Raw genomic sequence first — 23,815 nt, forward strand, 5'->3', positions numbered from 1 at the left:
CTGGACCCATCCCGAAGGAGCAGTGCATGAATACCCGAAGAATCCTCACGACCGGTGCGCTCGTCGCCACCGGCGCCCTCGTCCTCGCCGGCTGTGCTGCCGGTGATGACAGCGCTTCGTCCGGCGACAAGGAGTTCGCCGGCGAGACCATCGTCGTCACCTCGTTCGGCGGCGACTGGGAGAAGGCCTTCATCGAGGCCGTCGTCGATCCCTTCGAGGAGGAGACCGGCGCCAAGGTCGAGCTGATCACGCTCTACAGCGCCGACGCCCTCGCGCAGGTCACCGCCCAGAAGGCGAGCCCGCAGATCGATGTCGTGCACTTCTCCGGAGGGCAGGAGTTCACCGCCGCCGCGGACGGTCTCATCGCGCCGATCGCGGCCGACGAGCTGTCCGAGTCCGGCGACCTGATCGACCTGGCGACCGCCGGGCTCGAGCGCGGTGAAGGTCCGGTCATCCAGCTCGCCCCGATCGGGCTGGTCTACAACACCGAGGCGGACGCTCCGGCGCCCACCTCCTGGCTCGACCTGTTCGACGAGGCCTACGCGGGCCACGTCGCGCTCACGGACTTCTCGAACACGTACGGCGTGCTCTCGATGCTCCGTGTCGCCGACGCGCTCGGTGGGGGCATCGACGACCCGTCGCAGGCGATCACCGACCTCGGTGCCCTCGCCTCCTCGGGTGACGCGATCGTCGTCCCGACCTCGCCCGATCTGCAGACCGCCTTCGCCCAGCGCGACACCTGGCTCGCACCGTACGCGATGGACTACGCCGGCACGCTGCAGGACGCGGGCCTTCCGGTAGAGTTCATCGTCCCGGAAGAAGGCGTCACCGCCTCTCTCATCACGGCGAACGTGGTCGAGGGCCGGGACAACCCCGACCTCGCGAAGCTCTTCATCGATTTCGAACTGCGCCCCGAAGCGCAGGCCGTCTTCGCGGAGAGCATGCGGTACTCGCCGGTCAACACCAAGACCGAGCTCTCCGACGAAGCTGCGGACGCCGTGCTGACCGGTGACGAGCTCGAGACGGTCGTCGTCTACGCTCCGGGCGATGTCGCGGCCTCGCGACCGGCCTGGACCGATGAGTGGAATGCGCTGATCACCAAATGAGTGTGCGAACCCGTAGGGAGCCCTGGCTCCTGCTCCTGCCGGCGATCGTGCTGCTCGCGCTCGCCTTCATCACCCCGGTGGCTGGCATGCTCCTCATGAGCGTGCAATCGTCGGCAGGCGGGTTCACCCTCGACAACTTCACCCGGTTGTTCACGAGTGAATATCACCTCCAGGCGGCGCTGCGCTCGCTCCGCCTGGGGGTGATCCAGACGGTGATCACGCTGATCATCGCGATCCCGCTGTCCTACGTCATGGCCCGCGCCGGCTCGAAGGTGCGCTCCTTCCTGCTGATCGTCGTGATCCTCCCCCTCATGACCAGCGTCGTGGTCCGCACCTTCGGCTGGGTGGTGCTGATGGGCCCGTCGGGTCTGCTGATGAAGATCCCCGGAGCCGAGCTCCTCGTCGGCGGCACACAGGGCTTCCTCGGCACCGAGACCGGTGTCGTGATCGCGATGGTGCAGGTGCTCCTGCCTTTCGCGGTGCTGAGCATCCTCGGCGTCGTGTCGGGCATCCGGCCGCAGCTCGAAGAGGCCGCACGCACGCTCGGCGCCGGATTCTGGCGCACGCTGTGGCACGTCGTCCTCCCCCTCGCGATCCCCGGCATCGTCGCCGGAGCCTCGCTCGTCTTCGTCCTGTCGGTCAGCTCGTTCATCACGCCGCGCTTCATCGGCGGGGCGCAGATCCCGGTGTTCGCCCAGACCATCTACATCGACGCGACCACCAACCTCGACTGGTCGTTCGCGGCCGCACAGGCCGTGCTGCTGTTCGCCGGGGTCATGCTCGTGCTCGCAGCCACGTCCCGACTCGGGAAGCAGAAGGTGTGACCATGGTCCGTTCCGTTCCGATCCTCGGCAGGGTCCTCGCCATCATCCTCGGCGTCGTGGTGACGCTCTACATGCTCGTGCCGCTCATGGTCGTCGCCGGCGCATCGGTGGGCGAGAACCGCTTCCTGACATTCCCGGGTCAGGGCTTCACGCTCGACTGGTATGTCGAGGCGCTCACCTCCGACACCTACCTCGAGCCGTTCCGTCTGAGCCTGCTGGTGGGCATCACGGTCGCGATCGTCGCCGCATCCATCGGCACCGCGGCCGCACTCGCGCTCACCCGGTTCAAGGTTCCCGGTGGTGCCGCCATCCAGGGGCTGCTGATGTCGCCGCTGACGATCCCCACGATCATCCTCGCCATCGGTGCGCTGTCGATCTCGTCCCTCACGATCGGGGCGCCGAACGTCGGCGTCCTGATCGCGATCCACGTGGTGATCGCGATCCCGTACGTCATGCGCACCGTCACGGGCGTGATGACCAGGGCGGACCACTTCACCGAGGAGGCCGCGCGCACCCTCGGCGCCAGCGCCTGGAACCGCTACCGCCTGGTGGTGCTCCCGATCGCCCGCCCCGGCATCGCGGCCGGAGCGTTCTTCGCCTTCAACATCTCGTTCGACGATGCGGTCATCGCCCTCTTCCTGCGCACCCCGCAGCTCGAGACGCTCCCCATCGCCATCTACGGCCAGCTGGAGTTCAGCACGTCGCCCACCGTGGCGGCGGTCTCGACTCTCATGGTCCTGCTCACCGTCGTCCTCATGATCGTCCTCGAACGCATCATCGGCCTGGGAAGGTTGTTCGTCTGATGACAACACTCACCATCACTGCTCTCACCAAGGACTTCAAGGGGACCTCGGTGCTCAAGGGCATCGACCTCTCGATGCAGTCCGGGGAGTTCGTCTCGCTGCTCGGCCCCTCGGGCTGCGGCAAGACCACGCTCCTGCGCTGCATCGCCGGCCTCGAATCGCCCAGCGGCGGCACCATCGAGATCGCGGGACAGGATGTCACCAACCTTCCGCCCGAGAAGCGCCATCTCGGCATGATGTTCCAGAGCTACGCACTCTTCCCGCACATGAGCGTGGTCGAGAACGTGCGCTTCGGTCTGCGCATGTCGGGCGAGAAGTCCAAGTCCGAGCAGAAGGAACTCGCCGTCCGCGCGCTCGAGCGGGTGCAGATGGGCCACCTGGCCGATCGGATGCCGGCACAGCTGTCGGGCGGGCAGCAGCAGCGCGTCGCGCTGGCCCGTGCGATCGCGTTCGAGCCCCGTGTGCTCCTGCTCGACGAACCGCTGTCGAACCTCGACGCCCGCCTGCGGGAGGACATGCAGGTCGAGCTGAAGGAGCTGCACCGCACGCTCGGCCTGACCACCGTGTTCGTCACCCACGACCAGGAGGAGGCGATGAGCCTCTCCGACCGCATCGTCCTGATGAACGGCGGTGTGATCGAGCAGGAGGGCGCACCGGCCGAGCTCTACGGCGCGCCGCGCACCCCGTTCGCCGCCGACTTCATCGGCGCGGCCAACCTGCTCCCGGCCACCCGCTCCGGTGCGGTCGCCACGCTCGACGGCACCGCGATCTCAGTGCCGATGACCGGCGCAGGACCCGATGGCGCAGGAGAAGTGGTGCTCCGTCAGGAAGACCTGCGCCTCTCCCCCGTCGTCGGCCCCGACGCCCCGGTGAGCGTCGAGGTCGTCACACACGTCTACCGCGGAGCGGACATCGTCTACATCGTCGAGCTCGCGGGCAAGCGGATGCGCGTCGTGCGTCCGCGGCATGAGGAGCCGATCCCCGAGGGCACGGCCGGTCTCGGCTGGCGTGAGGGTGCCGTGCTCTGGATCGCCGCCGCCTGACGGCCGGATCCGCTCCTCGTCGGAGGTCGTCCTCCGACGAGGAGCAGTCGGTCATAGGATCGCGGCATGGCCGAAGAAGTACCCTCCTCCCCCGACGCTCCCCGCGATTCCTCCCGCCGAGGCTTCTTCAAGGTGGGCGGGGCCGCCCTCGCCGGCGCCGTGATCGGTGGAGCCGGGGGCGCGGCCATCGGAGCATCGATCGCCGGCAACGCGCGTGACGGATTCGCGGCCGAACCCGATCAGTTCGCCGCCCTCACCCCGCGCAGCGAACCGGGCTTCGACCACCTCGTCGTCGTGATGGGCGAGAACCGCTCGTTCGACAACCTCCTCGGATATCTGTACTCGAAGGAGAGCCTGCCGCAGGGGGAGAAGTTCGAGGGCCTCGCCTTCGGCTCCTACAGCAACACCGCCTCCGACGGCACGGTCGTCGACGCCCATGTGTACGAGGGCGACACCGACCGCATCATGAGCCTCCCCGATCCGGATCCGGGCGAGGAGTATCCGCACGTCAACACCCAGATCTTCGGCACGGTCGACCCTCCGACGAACGCCGACCTCTTCGTCGACGAGATGACCGCGCCCTTCAACGCCCCGACGCACGGCGAGAAGGCCACGATGTCGGGGTTCCTCGAGGACTACATCATCAACTTCCGTCGGCTGCGCAAAGGCGTCGCCCCGAAGCCCGAAGAGGCCGCGCACATCATGGGCTCCTTCTCCCCCGAGATGCTGCCGGTGCTGTCGACGCTCGCTGCGGAGTTCGCGGTGTTCGACCACTGGTACGCCGGCGTCCCGTCCCAGACCTTCTGCAACCGCTCGTTCTTCCACGCCTCCACATCTCACGGGTTCGTGACCAATCAGGCGGGCGGCGGCTACCGCAAGTGGCTGGATGCGCCGGCAGCGCCCACGGTGTTCAACCGGCTCGAAGACAAGAAGGTGAGCTGGAAGATCTACATCGACAAGCTCCAACTCGTCTCGTTCACCGGGATGCTGCATGCGGCGGTGCTGGAGAAATACTGGCGCACCGAGCACTTCGGCACGATGGAGGACTTCTACGCCGAGGCGAAGGCCGGGAAGCTCCCCGCGTACGCCTTCATCGAGCCGCGGATGGTCTACGACCACAACGACTTCCATCCCCCGTTCGGATCGCCCCGAGAGAGCGAGGTCGACGGCGAGGCTGTGTTCGACAGCGCCATCTCAGATGTGCGGGCCGGCGACCGCCTCATCCACGACATCTACGAGGCGGTGCGCACGAGCTCCTCCCCGAAGGGTTCCAACGCCGTCAACACCTTGCTGCTGATCACGTTCGACGAGCACGGTGGCTGCTACGACCATGTGCCGCCCCCTGCCGTGACCAAGCCCACACCCGAGACCGGACCGGGCGAGATGGGTTTCACGTTCGACCGACTCGGATGCCGGGTGCCGGCGATCGCCGTGTCGGCCTACACGAAGCGCGGCAGCATCATCCACGACGAGATGCACCACGGCTCGGTCACCGCCACCCTGTCGCGCCTGCACGGTCTCGAGCCGCTCAACGACCGCGATCAGTCCGCGAACACGCTGCTGAACGTCGTGAACCTCGACAAGCCGCGGCATCCGTCCGACTGGCCGGTCACCACCCCGGCCTACACGCCGCCGAATCCGGAGGACTCCGCACCGCAGCCCGGGGAGAAAGACCAGCTGAAGCCGCTCACGCCGCCCGCGCGCGGCCTGCTGGGTCTGCTCCTGGCGCGATACGGCAAGCCCGGCGAACCGGAGCCGGAGACCTTCGCCGACGCCTACAAGCTCCTGCACGAGCACGGCGAAGAGCTGTTCGGCCCGCCGACGGGCAGCTGACCCGCGCTCCAAGGGTGCACCGGGCGGAAACTCATCCGCATCGCTCTACCGCAACATGTCCGACCTCATCGGCGACCGAAAACGGTCTCGACGTTTCAAATCGCGAGCCCACAGTGAATCGGCCGTGTACGTGTGCGGAACGGCACGAAGGGATCATCCCAGCGTGGGTTGCAGGCGTAGTCTCGATCGATCCATGCCCACGGATCTCTGGGGCGCAGCCGACCCGCCATACGGGCATGCAGACCGCGTCGACCAGCTCCAAGGATCCCAGCACGCGCCGACGAAACCCAGGGCGACGCGGAGCACCCGAAGCCGGGCATCGTCTGTGCGCTCTTCATTCAGCACTCGGACCGGGGAGAGTTCTCTGAGCTGAGGTTTCATTCCCTGGAACCAGGTGGCAGCGACACCGTCACCCCCGCTTCGATCGATGAGGGCGGCGACCTGGCAGACCAGTCGCAGCTGCCGAACCGTATTCGATAACGGGAACCGCTCCCTTCCGCCGGCTCGCGCACCGCACGCGTTATGTTGACGGTCTTCGCGGTGACGAGCTCGATCGCTGGACGGAGCGGCGGAAATCTCAGTCGGTCGCCAGGGCTTTGTCTGTCGGCCAGACACCCTACAGACACGGAGCTAACGGGTCGGAGACACTGAGGCTTACGGTTCTTCAATGAGAGGAGGTCATGACGAGGAAGTTCTTGACGGCATTGTCAGGCGGGGCCACAACGGTGATAGGCCAGGGTGATCATCAGGAGCATTGAAAACCAGATCTCCCGATGATCGAGCCGCAAGTGCTACGTTCCATCTATGGTGGTGTGGATCGTGTACTTGGAAAATACTCCTGGTTTCATCGGCGTGTTCGACGCCGAAGATGACGCGTACGAATTCCAGGAGAGATACGCAGCTGACAGCGGCCTCTCCGTTCTGCTTACCCCTGTTACTGTGCCCTACCGGGCCACAGGAAAAAATGCGTCTCTCTACTCACAATAGACGCCATAAGTGCGCAACGCGCTTCATTCGGCGACTATCTTGAAGCAATTTCAACTCCACGACCGTAGGGTCGGTCTTCTTATCACGGGATCGCTGATCCTCGGGATGATGGCAGCCGGTGGCCCGGCCTACGCAGCCTCTTCGGGGAGCGATGAACTCGATCTCCCGCCGCTCACAGCGACAAGTTCGGAGAATGTCCCGGACGAATATCTCGTCTACCCAGAAAGGAACGCCACTTCCGGCTGACGCCATTTTGCCGTGGGAAATATGTGGAAACGATCCTCCGCAAAAGGGCTTCCCCACGGCGGGGTTGGCGCGAAGCCAGCTATTTCTAGTTGTTGGGGAGCGGTAACAAAGACGTTCATCAGGTCAATCGTCTTCATGCCCAATGGGTGGATTTAGGTTGCTGTAACCGCGGCCTTCGAGAGTTTTGGCACCGGGAATATGGAGCAGAAGAGTGTCCTTTACAAATGCAATGGGACTGGGCAGCACACGTTCCGCGTTGTGTCGTACTTCAAAGCCTCCGGGGCGAAGGATGTCATCGCTGCGGAGGCTCCGCATAGCCCAGGTGACTACAAGCTCCAGTGTGGCTAGAGGACTACTCGACCTCAGGATGCGCTGAGCAATCGCTGCAAAGAGCCGAATGCCACCCTCACTCCCAAAGTTCCCCGCGAACCGGCGCACTGAAGCCGCGAGCATGCGGGGGGAGTGAACGGTATGCCGGGTCGCGCTCGGTGAACGCTCCGGCTGCCGCCAGCCACGGCATCGCACGATTGCTACGATCCGGTCGCCGTCGCCGGACGTAGCGTGCAGAACGCCGAGGGTCCTCACGGGTCCTCGGCGTTCTACGTTTCCCGGTGGTTAGCTCCAACCGAGTGCCCGATACTCGCCCAAGCTTCGACTCCGCGGTTTCCAGACTCACGCCGCAGGCCATCCGTGAAGATGGGTCGGGCTTCATCGGCGTCGCCGGCGACCAGGTGCATGGTGTTGTACTCGGCACCGAGGGTCGATCTCCCGCGCGACCTCAGCCAGGTATCGGTCGATCTCTTGCGCGGCGGCCTCACGACTTCAAGTCGGGGATGAGCCTCTTGCCCAGATCGACCGTGTCATCGATCTCGTAGCCGAGCCGCCGGTAGAAGTCGACCACCTGCGCGTTGCCCGCACGCACCTGCAGATTCACCTTCGGGCAGCCCAGGTCGCGCAGACGGGTCTCGACGTGGGTCACGAGCTCCCTGCCCACCCCGAGCCCACGGGAGTCGAGCTGCGTGGCGAGGTAGTTCATCCACCCGCGATGCCCGTCGTAGCCCGCCATGACCGCGCCGAGGATGCGCCCGGTCTCGTCCTCCGCCACGACGAAGAGCTCGGGCTGCACCGTCAGCTTCCGCGCGATGTCCTTCCGAGGATCGTTCCACGGTCGTGTGAGCCCTGTGTCCGCCCACAGAGCGACGACGGCGTCGGTGTCTTCAGGCTGGAACGGTCGGATGCGCACAGGTCCAGCCTCCCAGATCCGATCCTCCCGCGAGAGTCAGCCCTCGCGGGAGAACGTGATGTGCGTGACGCCGGACTCCGCGACCTCCGAGCTGACGCGATAGCCGGACTCGAACCCGCGCAGGTCGTCCCACAGACGGATCCCGCTCCCGATGAGGATGGGGGTGATGCCGACGTGCAGCTCGTCGACGAGACCGGCACGCAGATACTCCCGCACCGTGGTCGGCCCGCCTCCGACGCGCACGTCGCGTCCATCCGCAGCAGCCACCGCCGTGCGCAGCGCCTCGTCCGGCGCGGCCGAGAGGAAGTGGAAGCTCGTGCCGTTGGCGAACTCGATCGACGGCCGCGGGGTGTGGGTCAGCACGAACACCGGAGCGTGGAACGGCGGCTCCTCTCCCCACCACCCACGCCAGTTGGGGTCGTCGGGGTTCGCGTGGAGCCCGAACATTCCGGCGCCCATGATCTCGGCGCCGATGTTCTCGAAGTAGTGCGCGGCGTACTTCTCATCGACACCGGTGGTGCCGGCGCCACTGGTGTCGTGGAAGACGCGTTCGTGGAAGGTGCGGGTGGCCGTGTATGCGGCGGTCAGTCTTCCCCAGTCCTCACCGAAGGGGTTCTCCGGGGTCTGATCGGTCGTCGTGGCGAAGCCATCGAGCGAGATGTTGAGATCGACGCGAACACGGGTCATCGCTGCCTCCGGAGCTGCGCGGGGTGACGGTGCGTCCATCGACGCGCCGTCACCCAGCGTCAGGGTTCCACGGCGCCGTGTCAAGGAGGTGGGTCGTGATCAGACCGGATCGCCCAAGACCGGCCCTTCGGTGTTCGGCTTCCAGCCCAGCGCCGGGGCCACATGCTTCGCGAACGCCTCCAGCACGTGCAGGTTGTACTCCGGTCCGAGCTGGTTGGGGATCGTCAGCATCAGGGTGTCCGCGGCCATCACCGCCTCGTCCTGTCGAAGCTGCTCGATCAGCACGTCGGGCTCGGCCGCATAGGTCTTGCCGAACGTGGAGCGGAACCCGTCGATGATGCCGATCTGATCGGCGTTCTCCTCGCTCCGAAGGCCGAAGTAGGCGCGGTCCATGTCGGAGACCAGCGGGAACACACTGCGGCTGACCGAGACGCGCGGGGTACCGGTGTGCCCGGCCTCCTTGTATGCGGACCGGAAGAGGTCGATCTGCTCACGCTGCAGTTCGTGGAACGGCTGCCCCGTGGCCTCGGTGACGAGGGTCGAGCTCATCATGTTGAGGCCCTTGCGACCCGTCTCGATCGCGGTCGGGCGCGAACCCGATCCCCACCAGATGTGATCACGGAGTGTCGGCGACTGCGGCTCGATCGCGAGATAGCGCCCAGCCCCCACCATGCGCGGGTCGCCGGGGGCGATTCCCTCCCCGTCGATCGCACGCAGGAACAGGTCGAACTTCTCCCGGGCGATGACGCTTCCGCGCTCGGTGTCCTCCTCATCGACGTAGCCGAACGTCTCGTATCCGCGCAGAGCCGTCTCGGGTGAACCACGGCTCACGCCGAGCGCGATGCGACCGTCGGCGATCAGGTCGAGAGCGGCCGCCTCCTCCGCGAACTGGAACGGGTTCTCGTAGCGCATGTCGATCACGCCCGTGCCGACCTCGATGCGCTTCGTGCGCGCCGCCATGGCCGCCAGCAGCGGCATCGGCGAGGCGGCCTGACGCGCCCAGTGGTGCACGCGCACGTAGGCGCCGTTCACACCGATCTCGTCGGCGCCCTCGGCGATCTCGATGGTCTGCTTCAGCATGTCGCCCGCCGTGCGGGTCGCTGAGCCGGGCACATCCGCGTAGTGCCCGAAGAAGAGGAATCCGAAAGCCTTCATGATCCATTCCAACGCATAGATCTGGGGACTATTCCCCCGGCACCAGAATGCCGTCGAGCACCAGGGAGCGGATGCGGGGCTCGAGCTCCGCCCACAGATCCGACAGCGGCACCTCGAAGAGGTCGGCCAGCGCCGAAGCGATCTGCACGACGGTGAGTTCGCCGTCGCAGGCGCCGACGAACCCGGCGAGCGCGGGATCGACGTTCACCGTGCGGGCGAAACCACCGCCCTGTCGCAGCTCGATGACGCTGGGGTCGTCGTTACCCGGCAGCAGGTGCCGCGCCTCGGTCACGTCCGGAGCCGTCACCAGGGTCGAGGGAATACCCTCGGCGAGCACGTCGTGGGCGGCAAGGCCCGTGCCCAGAGCGGTCCCGACGTTCGAGACCTGCTGGGCGATCCTCTCCGTGCGCCGAAGCGGATGCTCCGATGCCCCGCGGCGCATCAGCACGTAGCCGAAGCCGATCGACGTCACGCCTCGGGCGGCGAAGTCGTCGAGCCAGGCGGTCAGCAGCGGTGTGAAAGCCGGGTCGCGCGGCGTCGTCCCCCCGTCACGGATCCACAGCTCGGCATAGCCGAGCGGGGTCAGCTCCTCGCGTTCGATCACCCAGAGGTCGAGCTCGCTCGGCACCCAGGCCTCGAGACGGGCGAGGCCGGTGATGCCGGACCTGGACTCCCAGTTGCCGAGCAGCTGCGCGATGCCGTTCTGCGTCAGATACGCGGGCGCGCTCCGCACGAACTGCTCGACCAGGGCATCGCCCACCAGTCCGCCGTCTCGGTACTCGTAGGCCGGGACCCCCTCCACCCGCGGCGTGATGACGAACGGCGGGTTGGAGACGATCAGGTCGAAGGCCTCTCCCGCGACGGGCTCGAACATGCTGCCGTGCCGGAACTCGATGTTGACCACCCCGTTGAGGCGGGCGTTGAGTTCCGCGAAGGCCAGGGCGCGCTGCGAGATGTCGGTCGCGATCACCGTGCCGGCGCGACGGGCGACGAGGAGCGCCTGGATACCGCAGCCGGTGCCCAGATCGAGAGCCCGATCGACCTGGATGGGAACGATCGTCTCAGCGAGCGTGCGCGACGCTCCCCCGACCCCGAGCACATGGTCGGCAGGAAGAGGGCCATCGAGCGCCACCTCGTCCAGGTCGCTGGCGATCCACCACTCCCCGACACCATCCGCATCGACGAAAGACTGCGGACGCAGCAGCGCGGTCGGGGTCACCGTTTCGGCGTCGGACGTGCCCAGTCCGAGAGCCACGAGCCCGTCCACTCCGAGGTGCGGCAACGCGGCGGCGACGGCCGCCCGCGGCTGCGGCTTCCCGAGCACGAGCAACCGCCCGAGCGTCGCCAGCACGCCGGAGTCGCCGGCGATGGCGCGCAGGATCGGCTCGTGCATGCCGCGCGCGAGAGCGTCGTCCGCTTCCTCGCCCCATAGACGACGAAGCGGCTCGGAACGGAGGTCGGCGGCGTCGAGATCGGCAGCGAGCGCGGCGCAGCGAAGGGGGTCTGGGAGCGGTGCGGGGGTGTCGGACACGGCCGTCACTCTACGCGTCTTCAGGGTTCTCTTTCCCTGCGCCTCCTAGAATCGGGAGGTCAGTACTCACGATCAGCCCGTCTCCGGGCGTTCGAGGAAGACCTCCATGACCGCGATCACCCCCGAGCACGGCCTCCGTGCGCGCCTTCGAAGGCTCGCAAGCAGGACCGCTGTTCTCGCGATCGTGCTGGGCGCCTGCGCGGTCGTCGTACCGAGCGCGGCCAGTGCAGCCGGGGCATCGGGTGCGGACGACGATGCACGGGTGGGCTTCCACATCTCTGCGGGCCTGCGCGGCCTCGTCGCCCCCGGCTCCGCGACCACGGCGATGCTCACGGTGCAGAACGACACCGAGTCGAAGCTCTCCGGCGGTCAGGTGCAGGTGGAGCTCAGCAGGACGCCGCTGACGGATGAGGCCTCTGTCGCGAGCTGGCTCGACGACGGCACGGCCCCGGGCGAGTTCGACGCCATCGGCTCCGACACGACGGCAGCCCTCGATGCCGGAGAATCGGCCATGACCACGGTCTTCGTGCCGGCCGAGACCCTCGGGGCCCTCGCTCCGGGCGTCTACCCGCTGCGGGCGGAGCTCACCGGCGCGAAGACGCAGAACACCGACGACGATGACGCAGCGGCGACCACCGCCACCAGTGTGCTGGTCGTCGCCGATTCTCAGACCGCTCAGGTCGGGGTGCTCGTCCCCATCACGGCGACGCCCGAGGGCGGTGCTCTGCTCAGTTCGGACGAGCTCGCTGCCCTCACCGGCCCCGAGGGCGCTCTCACCGCTCAGCTCGACGGTGTGGCGGGCACCACCGCGGTCCTTGCGATCGATCCCGCCATCGTCGCGGCCATCCGCGCTCTCGGTTCCGCGGCACCCGAGAGCGCCCAGGACTGGCTCCGTCGCCTCGATGCCCTGCCCAATGCGCGGTTCGCGTTGCAGTTCGGGGATGCTGATGCCGCGGCCCAGTCGCAAGCGGGTCTGCCCGAACTCCTGCAGCCGACGACGCTGGCCCCGTTCCTCGACGCGGCGAACTTCTCGCAGACCCCGGCCACGCCTGCGCCGACCGGCACCCCGACCACGACACCCGAGCCGACGCCCGGCCCGACCGGAACACCACAGCTGCCCGACGACGAGGAACTCACCGCGATCGACGGCGCGCTCGCTCAGATCCTGTGGCCGGACGACGAGCTCAGCGAGGATGACCTGGCCGCTTTCACGAGGTATTTCGGTGAGGGCACGACCACGATCGTCTCCTCCACCGCCGTCGGCGGACAGAGCGCGGCGCACGCCACTGCCGGCGGAAACGACCTGCTGGTCACGGACACCGCTCTGTCCGAGTCCCTGTCGGAGGTTGCGGCCGAGTCCGATCAGGTGGATCGCCAGCGTCTGCTCGCCGAGGCATCCGCCCTGCTCCTGCTGGCAGCGGATCGCGTGGCCGGTGCTCCGCTGCTGATCGGTCTCGACCGTGATGAGAACCGTGACGCCGATGCGCTGCGCGACGCGATCTCCTCCGCCGACTCGATCGGTTTCGAGCTGTCGGCGCTGCGTGCGACTCCGGCGACCCCCGCCTCCGTCACAGCCCAAGCCGACCCGGCACGAGCCACAGCGGTGACCGACCTCCTCGCCGACGAAGCAGCACTCACCGCCTTCTCATCGATGCTCAGTGATCCGCAGGTCCTGCTGAGCCCCGAGCGCATCCGCATCCTGCGCACGCTGGCCGTCGGGACACCGGCGAGCGCCTTCGCCAAGAACGTCGAGAAGCACCAGAAGCGCACCACGCAGACGCTGAGCGCCGTGAGCACACCGCCGTCCAGCACCATCCAGCTGCTGACCGCCAACGCCGACCTGCCCATCGCCGTGCGCAACGACCTTCCGTGGCCGGTGACGGTTCAGCTCTTCGTCTCGCCGACCGACCCTCGTCTTGATGTCACACCGATGACGGAGACGGTGGTCGAGGCCAACTCCACCAAGCGGGTCAAGGTCCCCGTGTCGGCACGCGTCGGCAGTGGCGAAGTCGACCTGCGGCTCAGCCTGTACAGCCCCACCGGCGTGCAGATCCAAGGCCAGGAGGAGATCCGGGTCGCCGTCCGTGCCGAGTGGGAGACCATCGGCCTGATCGTCTTCGGAGGGCTCGCCGTCGTCCTGATCGCGCTCGGCGTGATCCGCACCGTGCGCCGCAAGCGCCACGAAGCAGCCGAAGAGGCCGCCGTCGAAGCCGAGATCGAGACGCTCGAAGAGGGTGCCGTGCACACACGACCGGATGCCACCGCGACCGAAGACAAGAATGAGTAGCCTCGGCCGCGCGAGCGCCATCATCGGCGCGGGCACCCTCGTCTCCCGCCTGACCGGTCTGCTGCGCAGCATCGTGCTCGTCGCGGTGATCGGCTCTCTCGGGTCGCAGGCGGCTGATGCGTTCACCTACGCGAATCAGCTGCCCAACAGCGTCTTCTCCCTGATCTCCGTCGGAATCCTCACGGCGGTCATCGTCCCCCAGATCGTCAAGGCGACGGCGGATGCCGACGGCGGCAATGCCTTCATCTCGAAGCTGTTCACCCTGGGCACCGTCGTCCTGGTCGTGGTGACGGGAATCGCAACGGCGGCGGCACCGTGGCTGGTGCACCTGGTCGCCGGTAGAGCGACCGAGGCCACCCTCGCCCTCGCCACGGCACTCGCCTACTGGTGCCTGCCTCAGATCCTCCTCTACGGTCTCTACGCGATGCTGGGCGAAGCCCTCAACGCGCGGAAGATCTTCGGCCCCTTCACCTGGGCGCCTGTCGTCAACAACATCGTCTCGATCGTCGGCTTCCTCGCGCTCGGCGCGCTGTTCGGTCCCGTCTCCACGAAGGCCACCGACTGGACGCCGGAGATGATCACCCTGCTCGGCGGCACGGCCACGCTGGGCATCGCACTGCAGGCCGTCGTCCTGCTCATCTTCTGGCGTCGCACGGGCCTCGCTCTCAAGCCCGACTTCCGTTGGCGCGGTGTCGGTCTCGGCAACGTCGGCCGCCTAGCCGGCTGGACCTTCCTCATGGCTTTCGCGAGCCTGTCTGCCGGAGTTCTCCAGGGCTACATCGTCAGTGAGGTCGCCGGTCTCGGTGCCTCCGCCACCGTGACCGCGAACGCGTGGCTGATCTTCATGCTCCCGTATTCCGTCATCGTGCTCTCGATCGGAACCCCCTACTTCACCCAGATCAGCGCGCACGCGGCTGCCGGTCGCGACGACGACGTCCGCGCCGACATCGCGCAGAGCATCCGCACGCTGCTGTTCTTCATCGTCGCGGCTACCGCGGCCGTCGCCGCCGCGGCCATCCCGGCGTCTCGAGTGTTCACCGAGTCCGCCGAAGACGCCCAAGCGGCCGCAATGGTGTTGCTCGCCTACCTCGTCGGGCTCATTCCTCTCACGATCCTCTTCATCGTGCAGCGCACCTTCTACGCCTACGACGACACGAAGACCCCGTTCTGGTTCACGATCTTCCAGTGCGTCCTCATCGTGGTCACCGCCCTGGCCGCGCTCGGTCTGCGCGAAGCCGGGATCATCCCTCTCACCTCTCTCGCCGCGGCGATCGCCCTCGGCCAGTCGATCGCGAGCATCCTGCAGACGATCGTCGCCACCTGGCTGCTGCACAAGAAGATCGGCGGTCTGAGGATTCGTTCGTGGATCACGGCCATCGGTCGCTTCACGATCGCCGCAATCCCGGCAGGATCCGCCGGATGGGGAACGTTCCAGCTTCTCGGCGGCACCACGGGTTGGGCCACCTCCGGCGTCATCCCCGCCACCCTCGCGACCGCGATGGTCGGCCTCGCCGTCGTGATCGTCTACATCGCGATCCTCGCCATCATGCGTGCCCCCGAGCTCACGGCCGGCCGCGCGCTGGTCCGTCGCTTCCTCCCCGGTCGCTGATCGGCGCCCAGAGCCTTCTCCCAGTCCGGCGGCACACAGTGTGCGGGGAATGCCTCGCGGTTACCATGGGTTGAAGCACTCGAAGGTCATTCGACTGCAGTTTCAAAGACGGAGAGCACATGCGTCAGGTCATCATCATCGGCTCCGGCCCCGCCGGATTCACGGCTGCCATCTACGCCGCCAGGGCGAACCTCAAGCCGCTGCTCATCGCGAGCTCGGTCGAGGTCGGCGGCGAGCTGATGAACACCACCGAGGTGGAGAACTACCCGGGCTTCCCCGAGGGCATCCAGGGACCGGAGCTCATGGCCAAGTTCCAGGAGCAGGCGGAGAAGTTCGGCACCGAGGTCGTCTACGACGACGTCACCGAGCTGCAGCTCGACGGCCCCGTCAAGAAGGTCATCCTCGGCAGCGGTGCGGAGCACGAGACCCAGTCGCTGATCTACGCGACGGGCTCGGCCTACCGCAAGCTCAACATCGACGGTGAGGAGCGCCTCTCCGGCTACGGCGTCTCCTGGTGCGCCACGTGCGACGGCTTCTTCTTCCGCGAGAAGACGATCGCCGTCGTCGGCGGCGGCGACTCCGCGATGGAAGAGGCCACGTTCCTCACGCGCTTCGCCGACAAGGTCTACGTCATCCACCGCAAGGACACCCTGCGGGCCTCGAAGATCATGCAGGAGCGCGCCTTCGCGAACGAGAAGATCGAGTTCGTGTGGAACAGCGAGGTCGCCGAGGTCCTCGGTGTCGACTCCGTGACGGGCGTGCAGCTGCGCTCCACGGTCGACGGCACGCTCCGTGACCTCCCGCTCGACGGGCTCTTCATCGCGATCGGCAACGACCCGCGCACGCACCTCGTGCACGACAAGCTGGAGCTGACGCCCGAGGGCACCATCTGGGTCGACGGACGCTCGTCGAAGACCTCGGTTCCGGGTGTCTTCGCTGCGGGTGACGTCATCGACCCCACCTACCGTCAGGCCATCACGGCTGCCGGCAGCGGCACGGTCGCCGCGCTCGATGCGGAGCACTTCCTCGCAGACCTGGAGGACGCGTCTGTGGAGGTCCCGGCCGCCGAGGCCGCCGAGATCCTCACCGCCAGGGCATAGGCCGGGAACACTTTTCCCTCGTCGGCTGTTGTAGCAGACGAACCTCGAATCAAGGAGAACTCTGATGAGTGCAAAGGCTACGAGCCAGGCGACCTGGGAGCAGGACGTTCTGCAGGCCGAAGGTCCCGTGCTGGTGGACTTCTGGGCCGAGTGGTGCGGTCCGTGTCGCATGGTCGCGCCGGTTCTGGACGAGATCCAGGCCGACAACCCCGACAAGATCACGATCCTCAAGCTCAACGTCGACGAGAACCCCGAGCTGGCGATGAAGTACCAGATCACGTCGATCCCGGCGATGAAGGTGTTCCACGGTGGTGAGGTCAAGACGACCATCATCGGCGCCAAGCCCAAGTTCGCTCTCGAGAAGGACCTCGCCGCTTTCATCGGCTGATCCTGCGATTCGAAAGGGCCGTACCTCCCGGGGAGGTACGGCCCTTTCTTCGTCTCCGTGCCCCGTGTCGTGCGCGATGCGCCTCTCCGTCAGTCTTTGTCGTACACCGAGACGGGTAATAGTCCACGGGCAGCACGGGCTCGATCGACGAGGAGCTGGATCACTGCGGTCTTGCCCGCGTTGTATGACTCCTCGCCCATTCGCGAGGCATCGACAGCAGCGTGCTTCGCGCGTTCGTAGAGCTCGGCATCTTCCGGTTTCTGCAGCAGCCAGTCCCGAAGGATCCTCTGGTTCACCTCATCCCACCCGGACGCCTCGAAGAAGTGGGCGATTCGAGTGCGCACGCCGTCCTCCTCGAAGACCATGACCTGGTGGCTTCGCACTCCGCTCCCGAGCCGCCACCCGACGGTCTCGAGGGCAGGCAGATGCCGGTCGAGGTCCTCCTCGTCGGCGATCCGCACCGCGACATCGATGATCGGCTTGGCACTCATCCCCGGGATGCTGGTAGAGCCGATGTGCTCGACGATCCAGTTCGGGTTCCCCTGCGTCCGCAGCTCTGCCGCGACCCTCCGGAAGGTGTCCGGCCAGGCCGGATCGTACGGATCGAGGACTGCCTCCACGTCAGGAGGCGTCGGCGACGGACGGATCCCAGCGGCGGTGGCGCTGCTTCTCGTCCAAAAGGCCCCAGACGGCGGAGGTCAGCTCCGGGTACTCCAGTGCGATCTGTCGCAGCACACGATAGTGTCGGGCCGCGTTGGGACGCACGCCGTCATTCGCATTGATATTGTCTGCGCGAAGAAGGTAGACGACGAGCTCGTCGACGCTCGGGAGCTCCTCCATGAACTCCCACGGATCCTCGCCTCCGAGCAGGCGCTCCTGGATGAGGACCGCGAGTTCGTCGGCCGCTTCGGCCCGCAGCACTTCCAGGCTGGCGCGACGCTGTACGGACTCGGTCATGCTTCAAGCCTACGTCGGCTGGGGACCCCTCCGGCGCTGCACCTTCATGTTCTCTGTCATCTCCTCGAGCTCTTTCCCCTTGGTCTCCGGCACCTTGAAGAAGACGAAGAAGAACGACAGAAGCGCGAAGAACGCGTAGAAGCCGTAGGCGAAGGTGAGTCCGATCTCCGCGAAGGCCGGGAACGTCGTGGAGATGAAGAAGTTCGCGACCCACTGCGCCGCAGCGGCCACCGCGAGGGCGCCGGCTCTGATCGAGTTCGGGAAGATCTCGCCGAGCAGAACCCACACGAGCGGGCCCCAGCTCGCGCCGAAGAACACGACGAATCCGTTCGCGCAGACCAGCGCGATGGTGGCCCAGGGGTCGGGGAGTGTCGCCGTCCCCTGCGCGTCCAGCGTGCCGAACGAGAAAGCCACAGCCATGAGGCCGAGGGTCACGGTCATCCCCACCGAGCCCACCAGCAGCATGATCCGTCGACCGATCTTGTCGACCAGCAGGATCGCCACGATCGTCACGACGATGTTCGTGACAGAGGTGATGACGGAGGTGAGCAATGCGCTGGACTCGTCGAAACCCACCGACTGCCAGAGCGTGGTCGAGTAGTAGAAGATGACGTTGATGCCCACGAACTGCTGGAAGACCGACAGCAGGATGCCGATCCAGACGATCGGCTTCAGTCCCAGACGGTTGCCGCGCAGGTCGCGCAGAGACTCGGAGCGTTCGGTGTCGATGGTTCCGGTGATCTCGTCGATCTTCCCCTGGACGTCGACGGTACCGGTGACGGTTTCGAGAACCTCAGCCGCCCTTTTCAGCTCTCCCTTGCGCACCAGGTACCGCGGAGACTCCGGGAGCCGAAGAGACATGAGCCCGTAGACCAACGCGGGGATAGCCGCGACCATGAACATCCACCGCCAGGCCGTGAGACCCCACAACGGCTGATCCGCTGCACCGGCGAGACCGGCGAGCAGCGCGTCTGAGAGCAGCGCAGCGAAGATACCGGTCACGATGGCGAGCTGCTGCAGGGATCCGAGGCGACCCCGCACGGCTGCCGGCGACACCTCAGCGATGTATGCCGGCGCGATGACCGAGGCCGCGCCGACACCGAGTCCACCGATGACTCGCCAGATGATGAGGTCGACGACACTGAAGGCGAGACCAGAGCCGATAGCGGAGATGAAGAACATCGCCGCTGCGACGACCATCACGGGAATGCGTCCGTACTTGTTGGAGACCGGTCCTGCGAACCAGGCACCCACCGCGCAACCGATGAGAGCGGAGGAGACGGCAAAGCCCTTCAGGGCCGTGCCGAGATCGAACCCGGAGACGTCACCGGCAAGGGCATCCACGGCGCCGTTGATCACGGCCGTGTCGAATCCGAAGAGGAAACCACCCAACGCGGCCGCGATGCTCACCGCGATCACACGGCGCTTGATGGCTACTGGACCGGCTGTACTCGACATGACATCCCCCTCGTCGTCACGATGACGCGAGTCTAGGCTAGCGCTGCCGTGGCCGGGGCCTCACTTCGACGAGCCGTAACCGCTCTCTCCGATCTCCTCCAGGATGCGATTGAGATCCTGGATGGAAGCGAAATCGATCGTGACCTGGCCTTTCCGTGCGCCGAGAGCGATCTTCACGCGGGTGTTGAGTCGGTCACCGAGCTTGCCGGCCACCTCGTCGAGGTATGCGCGGCGCGCACCGGGGGTCGGCTTGACGGACTTGCCGGCGCTGGGCTGCGACTTGGCGGCCTCTTCGGTGGCGCGCACCGAGAGGTCCTCGTTCACGACCTTGTCCGCGAGACGCTGCATAGACTCCGGAGTCTCGAGACTGAGGATGGCTCGCGCGTGCCCCGCGGTCAGCACCCCGGCCGCGACCCGCTGCTGCACGGGTACAGGGAGCTTCAGGAGCCGGATCGTGTTGCTGATCTGCGGACGTGAGCGACCGATGCGTGTGGCCAGCTCCTCCTGCGTGATTCCGAAGTCCTCGAGGAGCTGCTGGTAGGCCGAGGCCTCTTCCAGCGGGTTCAGCTCTGAACGGTGGAGGTTCTCCAGCAGGGCGTCACGGAGGAGATCCTCGTCGGCGGTCTCGCGGACGATCGCGGGGATCACTTCGAGCCCGGCCTCACGAGCAGCACGGGTACGTCGCTCCCCCATGATGAGCTCGTACTGGCCCTCGCTGTTCTTGCGGACGACGACGGGCTGGAGCACACCGAACTCACGAACGCTGTGAACGAGCTCGGCGAGATCTTCGGGGTTGAAGTGCGTTCGCGGCTGACGGGGGTTGGCGACGATCGTGTTCGGATCGACCTGGATCAGGTGGATGCCGGGGACGACCTCGAGTTCGGCGGCGTCGGCTTCGACCTCGGGGACAGCCTCCGCATTCGCCTGTCGCAGGCTCGCGCCAGGGAAGAACACGTCGACAGGACGCTCCGACTGATCGGTCGTGGGGATGAGGGCGCCGATACCCCGGCCCAGCCCAGTGCGCTTCGCCATCATTTCTCCTTGCTCTGCGTCGCTGTGCGCGATGCGATCTCAACGGCGGCCTCACGGTAGGCGATCGCGCCAGCGGATTGACCGTCGTACGCGATCACGGTCTGCCCGAAGCTCGGGGCCTCCGATACCCGGACCGAACGCGGGATGACCGTCTCCAGCACCTGTTCCGGGAAGTGTGTGCGGACCTCTTCCGCGACCTGCTGCGCGAGGCGTGTGCGACCGTCGAACATGGTCAGCAGGATCGTGGAGAGATGAAGGACGGGATTCAGGTGCTTCTGGATCATCTGGATGCTCCCGAGCAGCTGACTCAGTCCCTCGAGTGCGTAGTACTCGCACTGGATGGGGATGAAGACCTCTGTCGCCGCCGTGAAGGCGTTGATGGTGAGCAGCCCCAGTGATGGAGGGCAGTCGATGATGACGAAGTCCATCGGGTGGTCGGCGAGATACACCTCAAGGGCACGACGTAGGCGATGCTCTCGAGCAACCTGTGCAACCAGCTCGATCTCTGCACCCGCGAGGTGGATGGTACTCGGCGCACAGAAGAGGTTCGAGTCCTCCGGGGACTCCTGGATGATGTCCGCGAGCGGGAACTCATCGATCAACACGTCGTAGACGCTGGGGACCTCGGCGCTATGCGGCACACCCAATGCTGTGGAGGCGTTGCCCTGCGGATCCAGATCGATGACCAGGACCTTCGCGCCCATTCCTGCCAGGGCGGAGGCGATGTTCACGGCGGTGGTGGTCTTCCCCACACCGCCCTTCTGATTCGACACGGTCAGCACGCGGGTTTCCCCGGTGAACTCGACGGTGGCGGCCTCGAGTGCGCGCCTACGGGCGGAGAGGTCAGCGAGTTCCCGCGCAAGCGGTGTATCCATCCCGAACGATCCGTTCGATGACGTCTTCTCGGATTGTTTCACGTGAAACATCCACTCCTTTCGGGGCCGCGTTCCACTCTAATCGCTGGGAGTGACGTTCGATGACGGAGGGGCGCACGGTGCGCGTCCTCCTGGATGCCTGGGGTAGGGAACGCCACCGGAACTCGCGTCCGGTTGACGGTCGCTTTGAGCAGGAACGTCGATGTTTCACGTGAAACGGTCGCGTCCGGGGGCTGTCTACCCCCGTAGGTACGCCGCGTCCATGCGACAAGCGGTGCGTGAGACGCCCGTTCACGTCGGACCTCCCATGACGCTGGGCCCGCGGCGTGACCCGAGCGCTTGCGCTCCTCTGGTCCTGATCCCTCCTCCCCCACATCACCCTTTGCGGACTGCACACACGGATCGCCACACACGTCTGCCGATCGGGCCGCCACACACTCGCACGGAAGTGCGCGTTTCATGCCGGCTGACAACCGAAGGGATACTGGCGCAGTGAGAACACGTAGGAACACCCATGGCACCATCGACGCCGTTTCACGTGAAACATGTGTTGGGTGGCCGTACACGCCCGAGGGGATCCCCGCGGCCACCGACATGACTCCTGGATGGTATCCACCTCGCGCCGTTCAACAAGCTCTCAAGAGATCCGAGCCGGCCCCGTCGCTCTGGCGTTGCAACCTGACGACGCGTCACCCTCTCCAAGCCGACCGCGCTGCACAAGATCCGTGATCAGGAGTCGCCTGAACGTAGGAGCAGCGCACGCAAGAGAGGCGCACCCAGGAGGCGGCTGTCGCCGCAGCCGCTGGCCTCTACCGCTCATGGGATAGGGACAGCCACCCCTCCCCCACCTTCCCGCCATGTCTGCATCACTCTCCACGCTACTTTTTGCGGCGGCCTTGCGTAGAGGGGTCATTCACACCAAGAGACGGCGATCGGATGGGTACGTTTCACGTGAAACATGCATCCCTTGATGCTCGAAAACAGTGGAGGCGAGCGGGGTAGCCCGCACACCAGGGTTCTCCAGCCGCAGAAATCTCTGAGACGCCCATGGCACCAGATCGCACCGCACACCAGGCAGACCACGTCGGGCACGTCGGGCACGTCAGGTACGTCAGGTACGTCAGGTACGTCAGGTACGTCAGGTACGTCAGGTACGTCAGGTACGTCAGGTACGTCAGGTACGTCAGGTACGTCAGGTACGTCAGGTACGTCAGGTACGTCAGGTACGTCAGAGGTACGTCAGGTACGTCAGGTACGTCAGGTACGTCAGGTACGTCAGGTACGTCAGGTACGTCAGGTACGTCAGGTACGTCAGGTACGTCAGGTACGTCAGGTACGTCAGGTACGTCAGCGTTTCACGTGAAACCGAACATGATACGCCTCCGATCTCGCAGTGACCTCCCTCCACAGAGCCCGCTAACGCGCACCAATCCGACGAACCCTGTCCGTACGATCAGCAGCGTCCGCCGCAACAGCAGCGTCTGGAGCGGCAGCAACGCATCAGCAGTGCCAGCACCAGTGCCAGCACCCGCACCGCAGACCCGCATCCCTTCTACACTCGTTCCTGACGGAATCCCACCCTGCCGATGTCATCGCCCTCACGCGCGTTTCGATCGACCGGCGATGCACCTCCACACACCCAGGTTCACGGCTGGAAGCAACATGGTGCCCATGTTTCACGTGAAACATGCCAAACGACCTCAACATCCGAATGGGGCAGTGCCGACGAACCAACCTGCCATGAAGGACGTCTAAGCGCGCCCAGAGCAGGAGAGCGCCTGATCCGGCGCCGATCGCGATGGCGATGGCGATGGCGATCAACTCTGCAGGGTGAGGTCTCATCGGCCCGGGCGAACGAAGCTAGACGAAGGATCCAGCATCCGACGAACAATCAGGTCGAAAACTCGTCATCAGCGCCGTGCGACGCCCTGACACCCATCCCCTAGACACGGAAAGCGGGGTGTTTCACGTGAAACACCCCGCCTACCTGTAATAACGAAGCTAGCGAACGCGGGCGCGAACCACCCGAGTGGTCTCGGGGAGGACACCCTCCCCCAACACTTCGACCCTCACATCTGACAGCCGGAACTTCTTGATCTGCTTCTGAGCCGCATCGATCTCGTTCGGTGCGTTCATCCCCTTGAGGAGCGCGAGCTCGCCGCCGTCTCGTACCAGCGGAGCAGTCAACGGGATCAGGGTACGCAGCGCGCTGACGGCTCGAGCAGTCACGACATCGAAGCCATCCCCGGGCTGCACGTCCTCCGCACGAGAACGAAGAACAGTGACGTTGGCGAGTTCCAGAGCATCGACCTGCTCGTTGAGCCAGGTGATCCGCCGCTCCATCGGTTCGACCAGCGTCCACTGCACATCCGGGCGGGCGATCGCGAGCACCAGCCCAGGAAGTCCAGCACCGGAGCCGATATCAGCGACGGAGCCGTGGAAGAGAGGAGCAGCGATCACACTGTTGAGGATGTGTCGCGTCCAGAGCCGTGGCAGCTCGAGCGGCCCGATGAGTCCTCGCTCCTCGCCCTCGCGAGCGAGAGCTGCAGTGAACGATCGCGCCACATCGATGCGGTCTCCGAAGAGATCTGCGGCGACAGAAGGTTCAGGCTCCAGCTCACTCATGCGTGGCTCCGATCGAGCGATGTTTC

19 protein-coding genes are annotated in these 23,815 nt (G+C 66.0%); 9 read left to right on the forward strand and 10 right to left on the reverse strand.

All coding sequences use genetic code 11. The annotated features are described in order from the left end of the window. Positions 1–26: 26 nt before the first annotated feature. The 5 genes from ACP699_RS11405 to ACP699_RS11425 all read left to right on the forward strand — a co-directional run bounded on the left by ACP699_RS11405 (position 27) and on the right by ACP699_RS11425 (position 5,609). Positions 27–1,106 (forward strand): extracellular solute-binding protein, encoded by a 1,080-nt coding sequence (locus tag ACP699_RS11405; RefSeq protein WP_055871482.1) that lies wholly within the window; start codon positions 27–29, stop codon positions 1,104–1,106. Continuing rightward, positions 1,103–1,930, forward strand: coding sequence for an ABC transporter permease (locus ACP699_RS11410; RefSeq protein WP_055871484.1), 828 nt, complete (start codon positions 1,103–1,105; stop codon positions 1,928–1,930). The genes ACP699_RS11405 and ACP699_RS11410 overlap by 4 nt, the downstream gene beginning before the upstream one ends. Before the next feature lie 2 nt (positions 1,931–1,932). Continuing rightward, positions 1,933–2,733: an ABC transporter permease gene (locus tag ACP699_RS11415; protein ID WP_235562650.1), complete on the forward strand. Its 801-nt coding sequence runs from the start codon at positions 1,933–1,935 to the stop codon at positions 2,731–2,733. After that, positions 2,733–3,776: an ABC transporter ATP-binding protein gene (locus ACP699_RS11420; protein WP_127483294.1), complete on the forward strand. Its 1,044-nt coding sequence runs from the start codon at positions 2,733–2,735 to the stop codon at positions 3,774–3,776. Before ACP699_RS11415 ends, ACP699_RS11420 begins: the two co-directional genes overlap by 1 nt. Before the next feature lie 66 nt (positions 3,777–3,842). Continuing rightward, entirely contained in the window at positions 3,843–5,609 is a 1,767-nt protein-coding gene (locus ACP699_RS11425) for an alkaline phosphatase family protein (protein WP_055875416.1), read from the forward strand. 2,047 nt (positions 5,610–7,656) lie between these two features. On the opposite strand, the gene ACP699_RS11430 is transcribed toward ACP699_RS11425, so the two are convergent. From ACP699_RS11430 to ACP699_RS11445, 4 genes are all read right to left on the reverse strand, one after another. Beyond that, entirely contained in the window at positions 7,657–8,085 is a 429-nt protein-coding gene (locus ACP699_RS11430; protein ID WP_426171198.1) for a GNAT family acetyltransferase, read from the reverse strand. Positions 8,086–8,121: 36 nt separating this feature from the next. Continuing rightward, on the reverse strand, positions 8,122–8,772 hold the full coding sequence (locus ACP699_RS11435; protein ID WP_426171200.1) for a dihydrofolate reductase family protein: 651 nt from the start codon (positions 8,770–8,772) through the stop codon (positions 8,122–8,124). 99 nt (positions 8,773–8,871) lie between these two features. Continuing rightward, positions 8,872–9,927, reverse strand: a complete 1,056-nt coding sequence (locus tag ACP699_RS11440) for an LLM class flavin-dependent oxidoreductase (RefSeq protein ID WP_426171202.1) — start codon at positions 9,925–9,927, stop codon at positions 8,872–8,874. 28 nt (positions 9,928–9,955) lie between these two features. Next, on the reverse strand, positions 9,956–11,467 hold the full coding sequence (locus ACP699_RS11445; protein WP_426171204.1) for a DUF7059 domain-containing protein: 1,512 nt from the start codon (positions 11,465–11,467) through the stop codon (positions 9,956–9,958). A gap of 97 nt (positions 11,468–11,564) precedes the next feature. Here ACP699_RS11445 and ACP699_RS11450 point away from each other — a divergent pair, with 97 nt between their 5' ends. The 4 genes from ACP699_RS11450 to trxA all read left to right on the forward strand — a co-directional run bounded on the left by ACP699_RS11450 (position 11,565) and on the right by trxA (position 16,842). Beyond that, entirely contained in the window at positions 11,565–13,745 is a 2,181-nt protein-coding gene (locus tag ACP699_RS11450) for a DUF6049 family protein (RefSeq protein ID WP_426171206.1), read from the forward strand. Next, complete coding sequence (murJ, locus tag ACP699_RS11455) at positions 13,738–15,354, forward strand: murein biosynthesis integral membrane protein MurJ (RefSeq protein ID WP_055871507.1); 1,617 nt, start codon at positions 13,738–13,740, stop codon at positions 15,352–15,354. The genes ACP699_RS11450 and murJ overlap by 8 nt, the downstream gene beginning before the upstream one ends. A 119-nt stretch (positions 15,355–15,473) precedes the next feature. Beyond that, on the forward strand, positions 15,474–16,454 hold the full coding sequence (gene trxB, locus ACP699_RS11460) for a thioredoxin-disulfide reductase (RefSeq protein ID WP_426171209.1): 981 nt from the start codon (positions 15,474–15,476) through the stop codon (positions 16,452–16,454). 64 nt (positions 16,455–16,518) lie between these two features. Beyond that, positions 16,519–16,842, forward strand: coding sequence for a thioredoxin (trxA, locus tag ACP699_RS11465; RefSeq protein ID WP_017829901.1), 324 nt, complete (start codon positions 16,519–16,521; stop codon positions 16,840–16,842). Positions 16,843–16,931: 89 nt separating this feature from the next. On the opposite strand, the gene ACP699_RS11470 is transcribed toward trxA, so the two are convergent. From ACP699_RS11470 to rsmG, 6 genes are all read right to left on the reverse strand, one after another. Next, positions 16,932–17,462 (reverse strand): GrpB family protein, encoded by a 531-nt coding sequence (locus ACP699_RS11470; protein ID WP_426171211.1) that lies wholly within the window; start codon positions 17,460–17,462, stop codon positions 16,932–16,934. 1 nt (position 17,463) lies between these two features. Next, positions 17,464–17,799, reverse strand: coding sequence for a hypothetical protein (locus tag ACP699_RS11475; RefSeq protein WP_017829903.1), 336 nt, complete (start codon positions 17,797–17,799; stop codon positions 17,464–17,466). A 9-nt stretch (positions 17,800–17,808) separates the two neighbouring features. Continuing rightward, positions 17,809–19,257: a sugar porter family MFS transporter gene (locus ACP699_RS11480; protein WP_200942495.1), complete on the reverse strand. Its 1,449-nt coding sequence runs from the start codon at positions 19,255–19,257 to the stop codon at positions 17,809–17,811. Positions 19,258–19,317: 60 nt separating this feature from the next. After that, positions 19,318–20,289, reverse strand: coding sequence for a ParB/RepB/Spo0J family partition protein (locus tag ACP699_RS11485; RefSeq protein WP_082524311.1), 972 nt, complete (start codon positions 20,287–20,289; stop codon positions 19,318–19,320). Then, the gene (locus tag ACP699_RS11490; protein ID WP_229778783.1) at positions 20,289–21,164 is read right to left on the reverse strand and encodes a ParA family protein; all 876 of its coding nucleotides are present in this window, start codon (positions 21,162–21,164) and stop codon (positions 20,289–20,291) included. The genes ACP699_RS11485 and ACP699_RS11490 overlap by 1 nt, the downstream gene beginning before the upstream one ends. A 2,001-nt stretch (positions 21,165–23,165) precedes the next feature. Beyond that, positions 23,166–23,789: a 16S rRNA (guanine(527)-N(7))-methyltransferase RsmG gene (gene rsmG, locus ACP699_RS11495; protein WP_151487394.1), complete on the reverse strand. Its 624-nt coding sequence runs from the start codon at positions 23,787–23,789 to the stop codon at positions 23,166–23,168. Positions 23,790–23,815 lie beyond the last annotated feature (26 nt).

The organism is Microbacterium sp. DWRC1-3 (assembly GCF_049896645.1).
GTDB lineage: Bacteria > Actinomycetota > Actinomycetes > Actinomycetales > Microbacteriaceae > Microbacterium > Microbacterium maritypicum.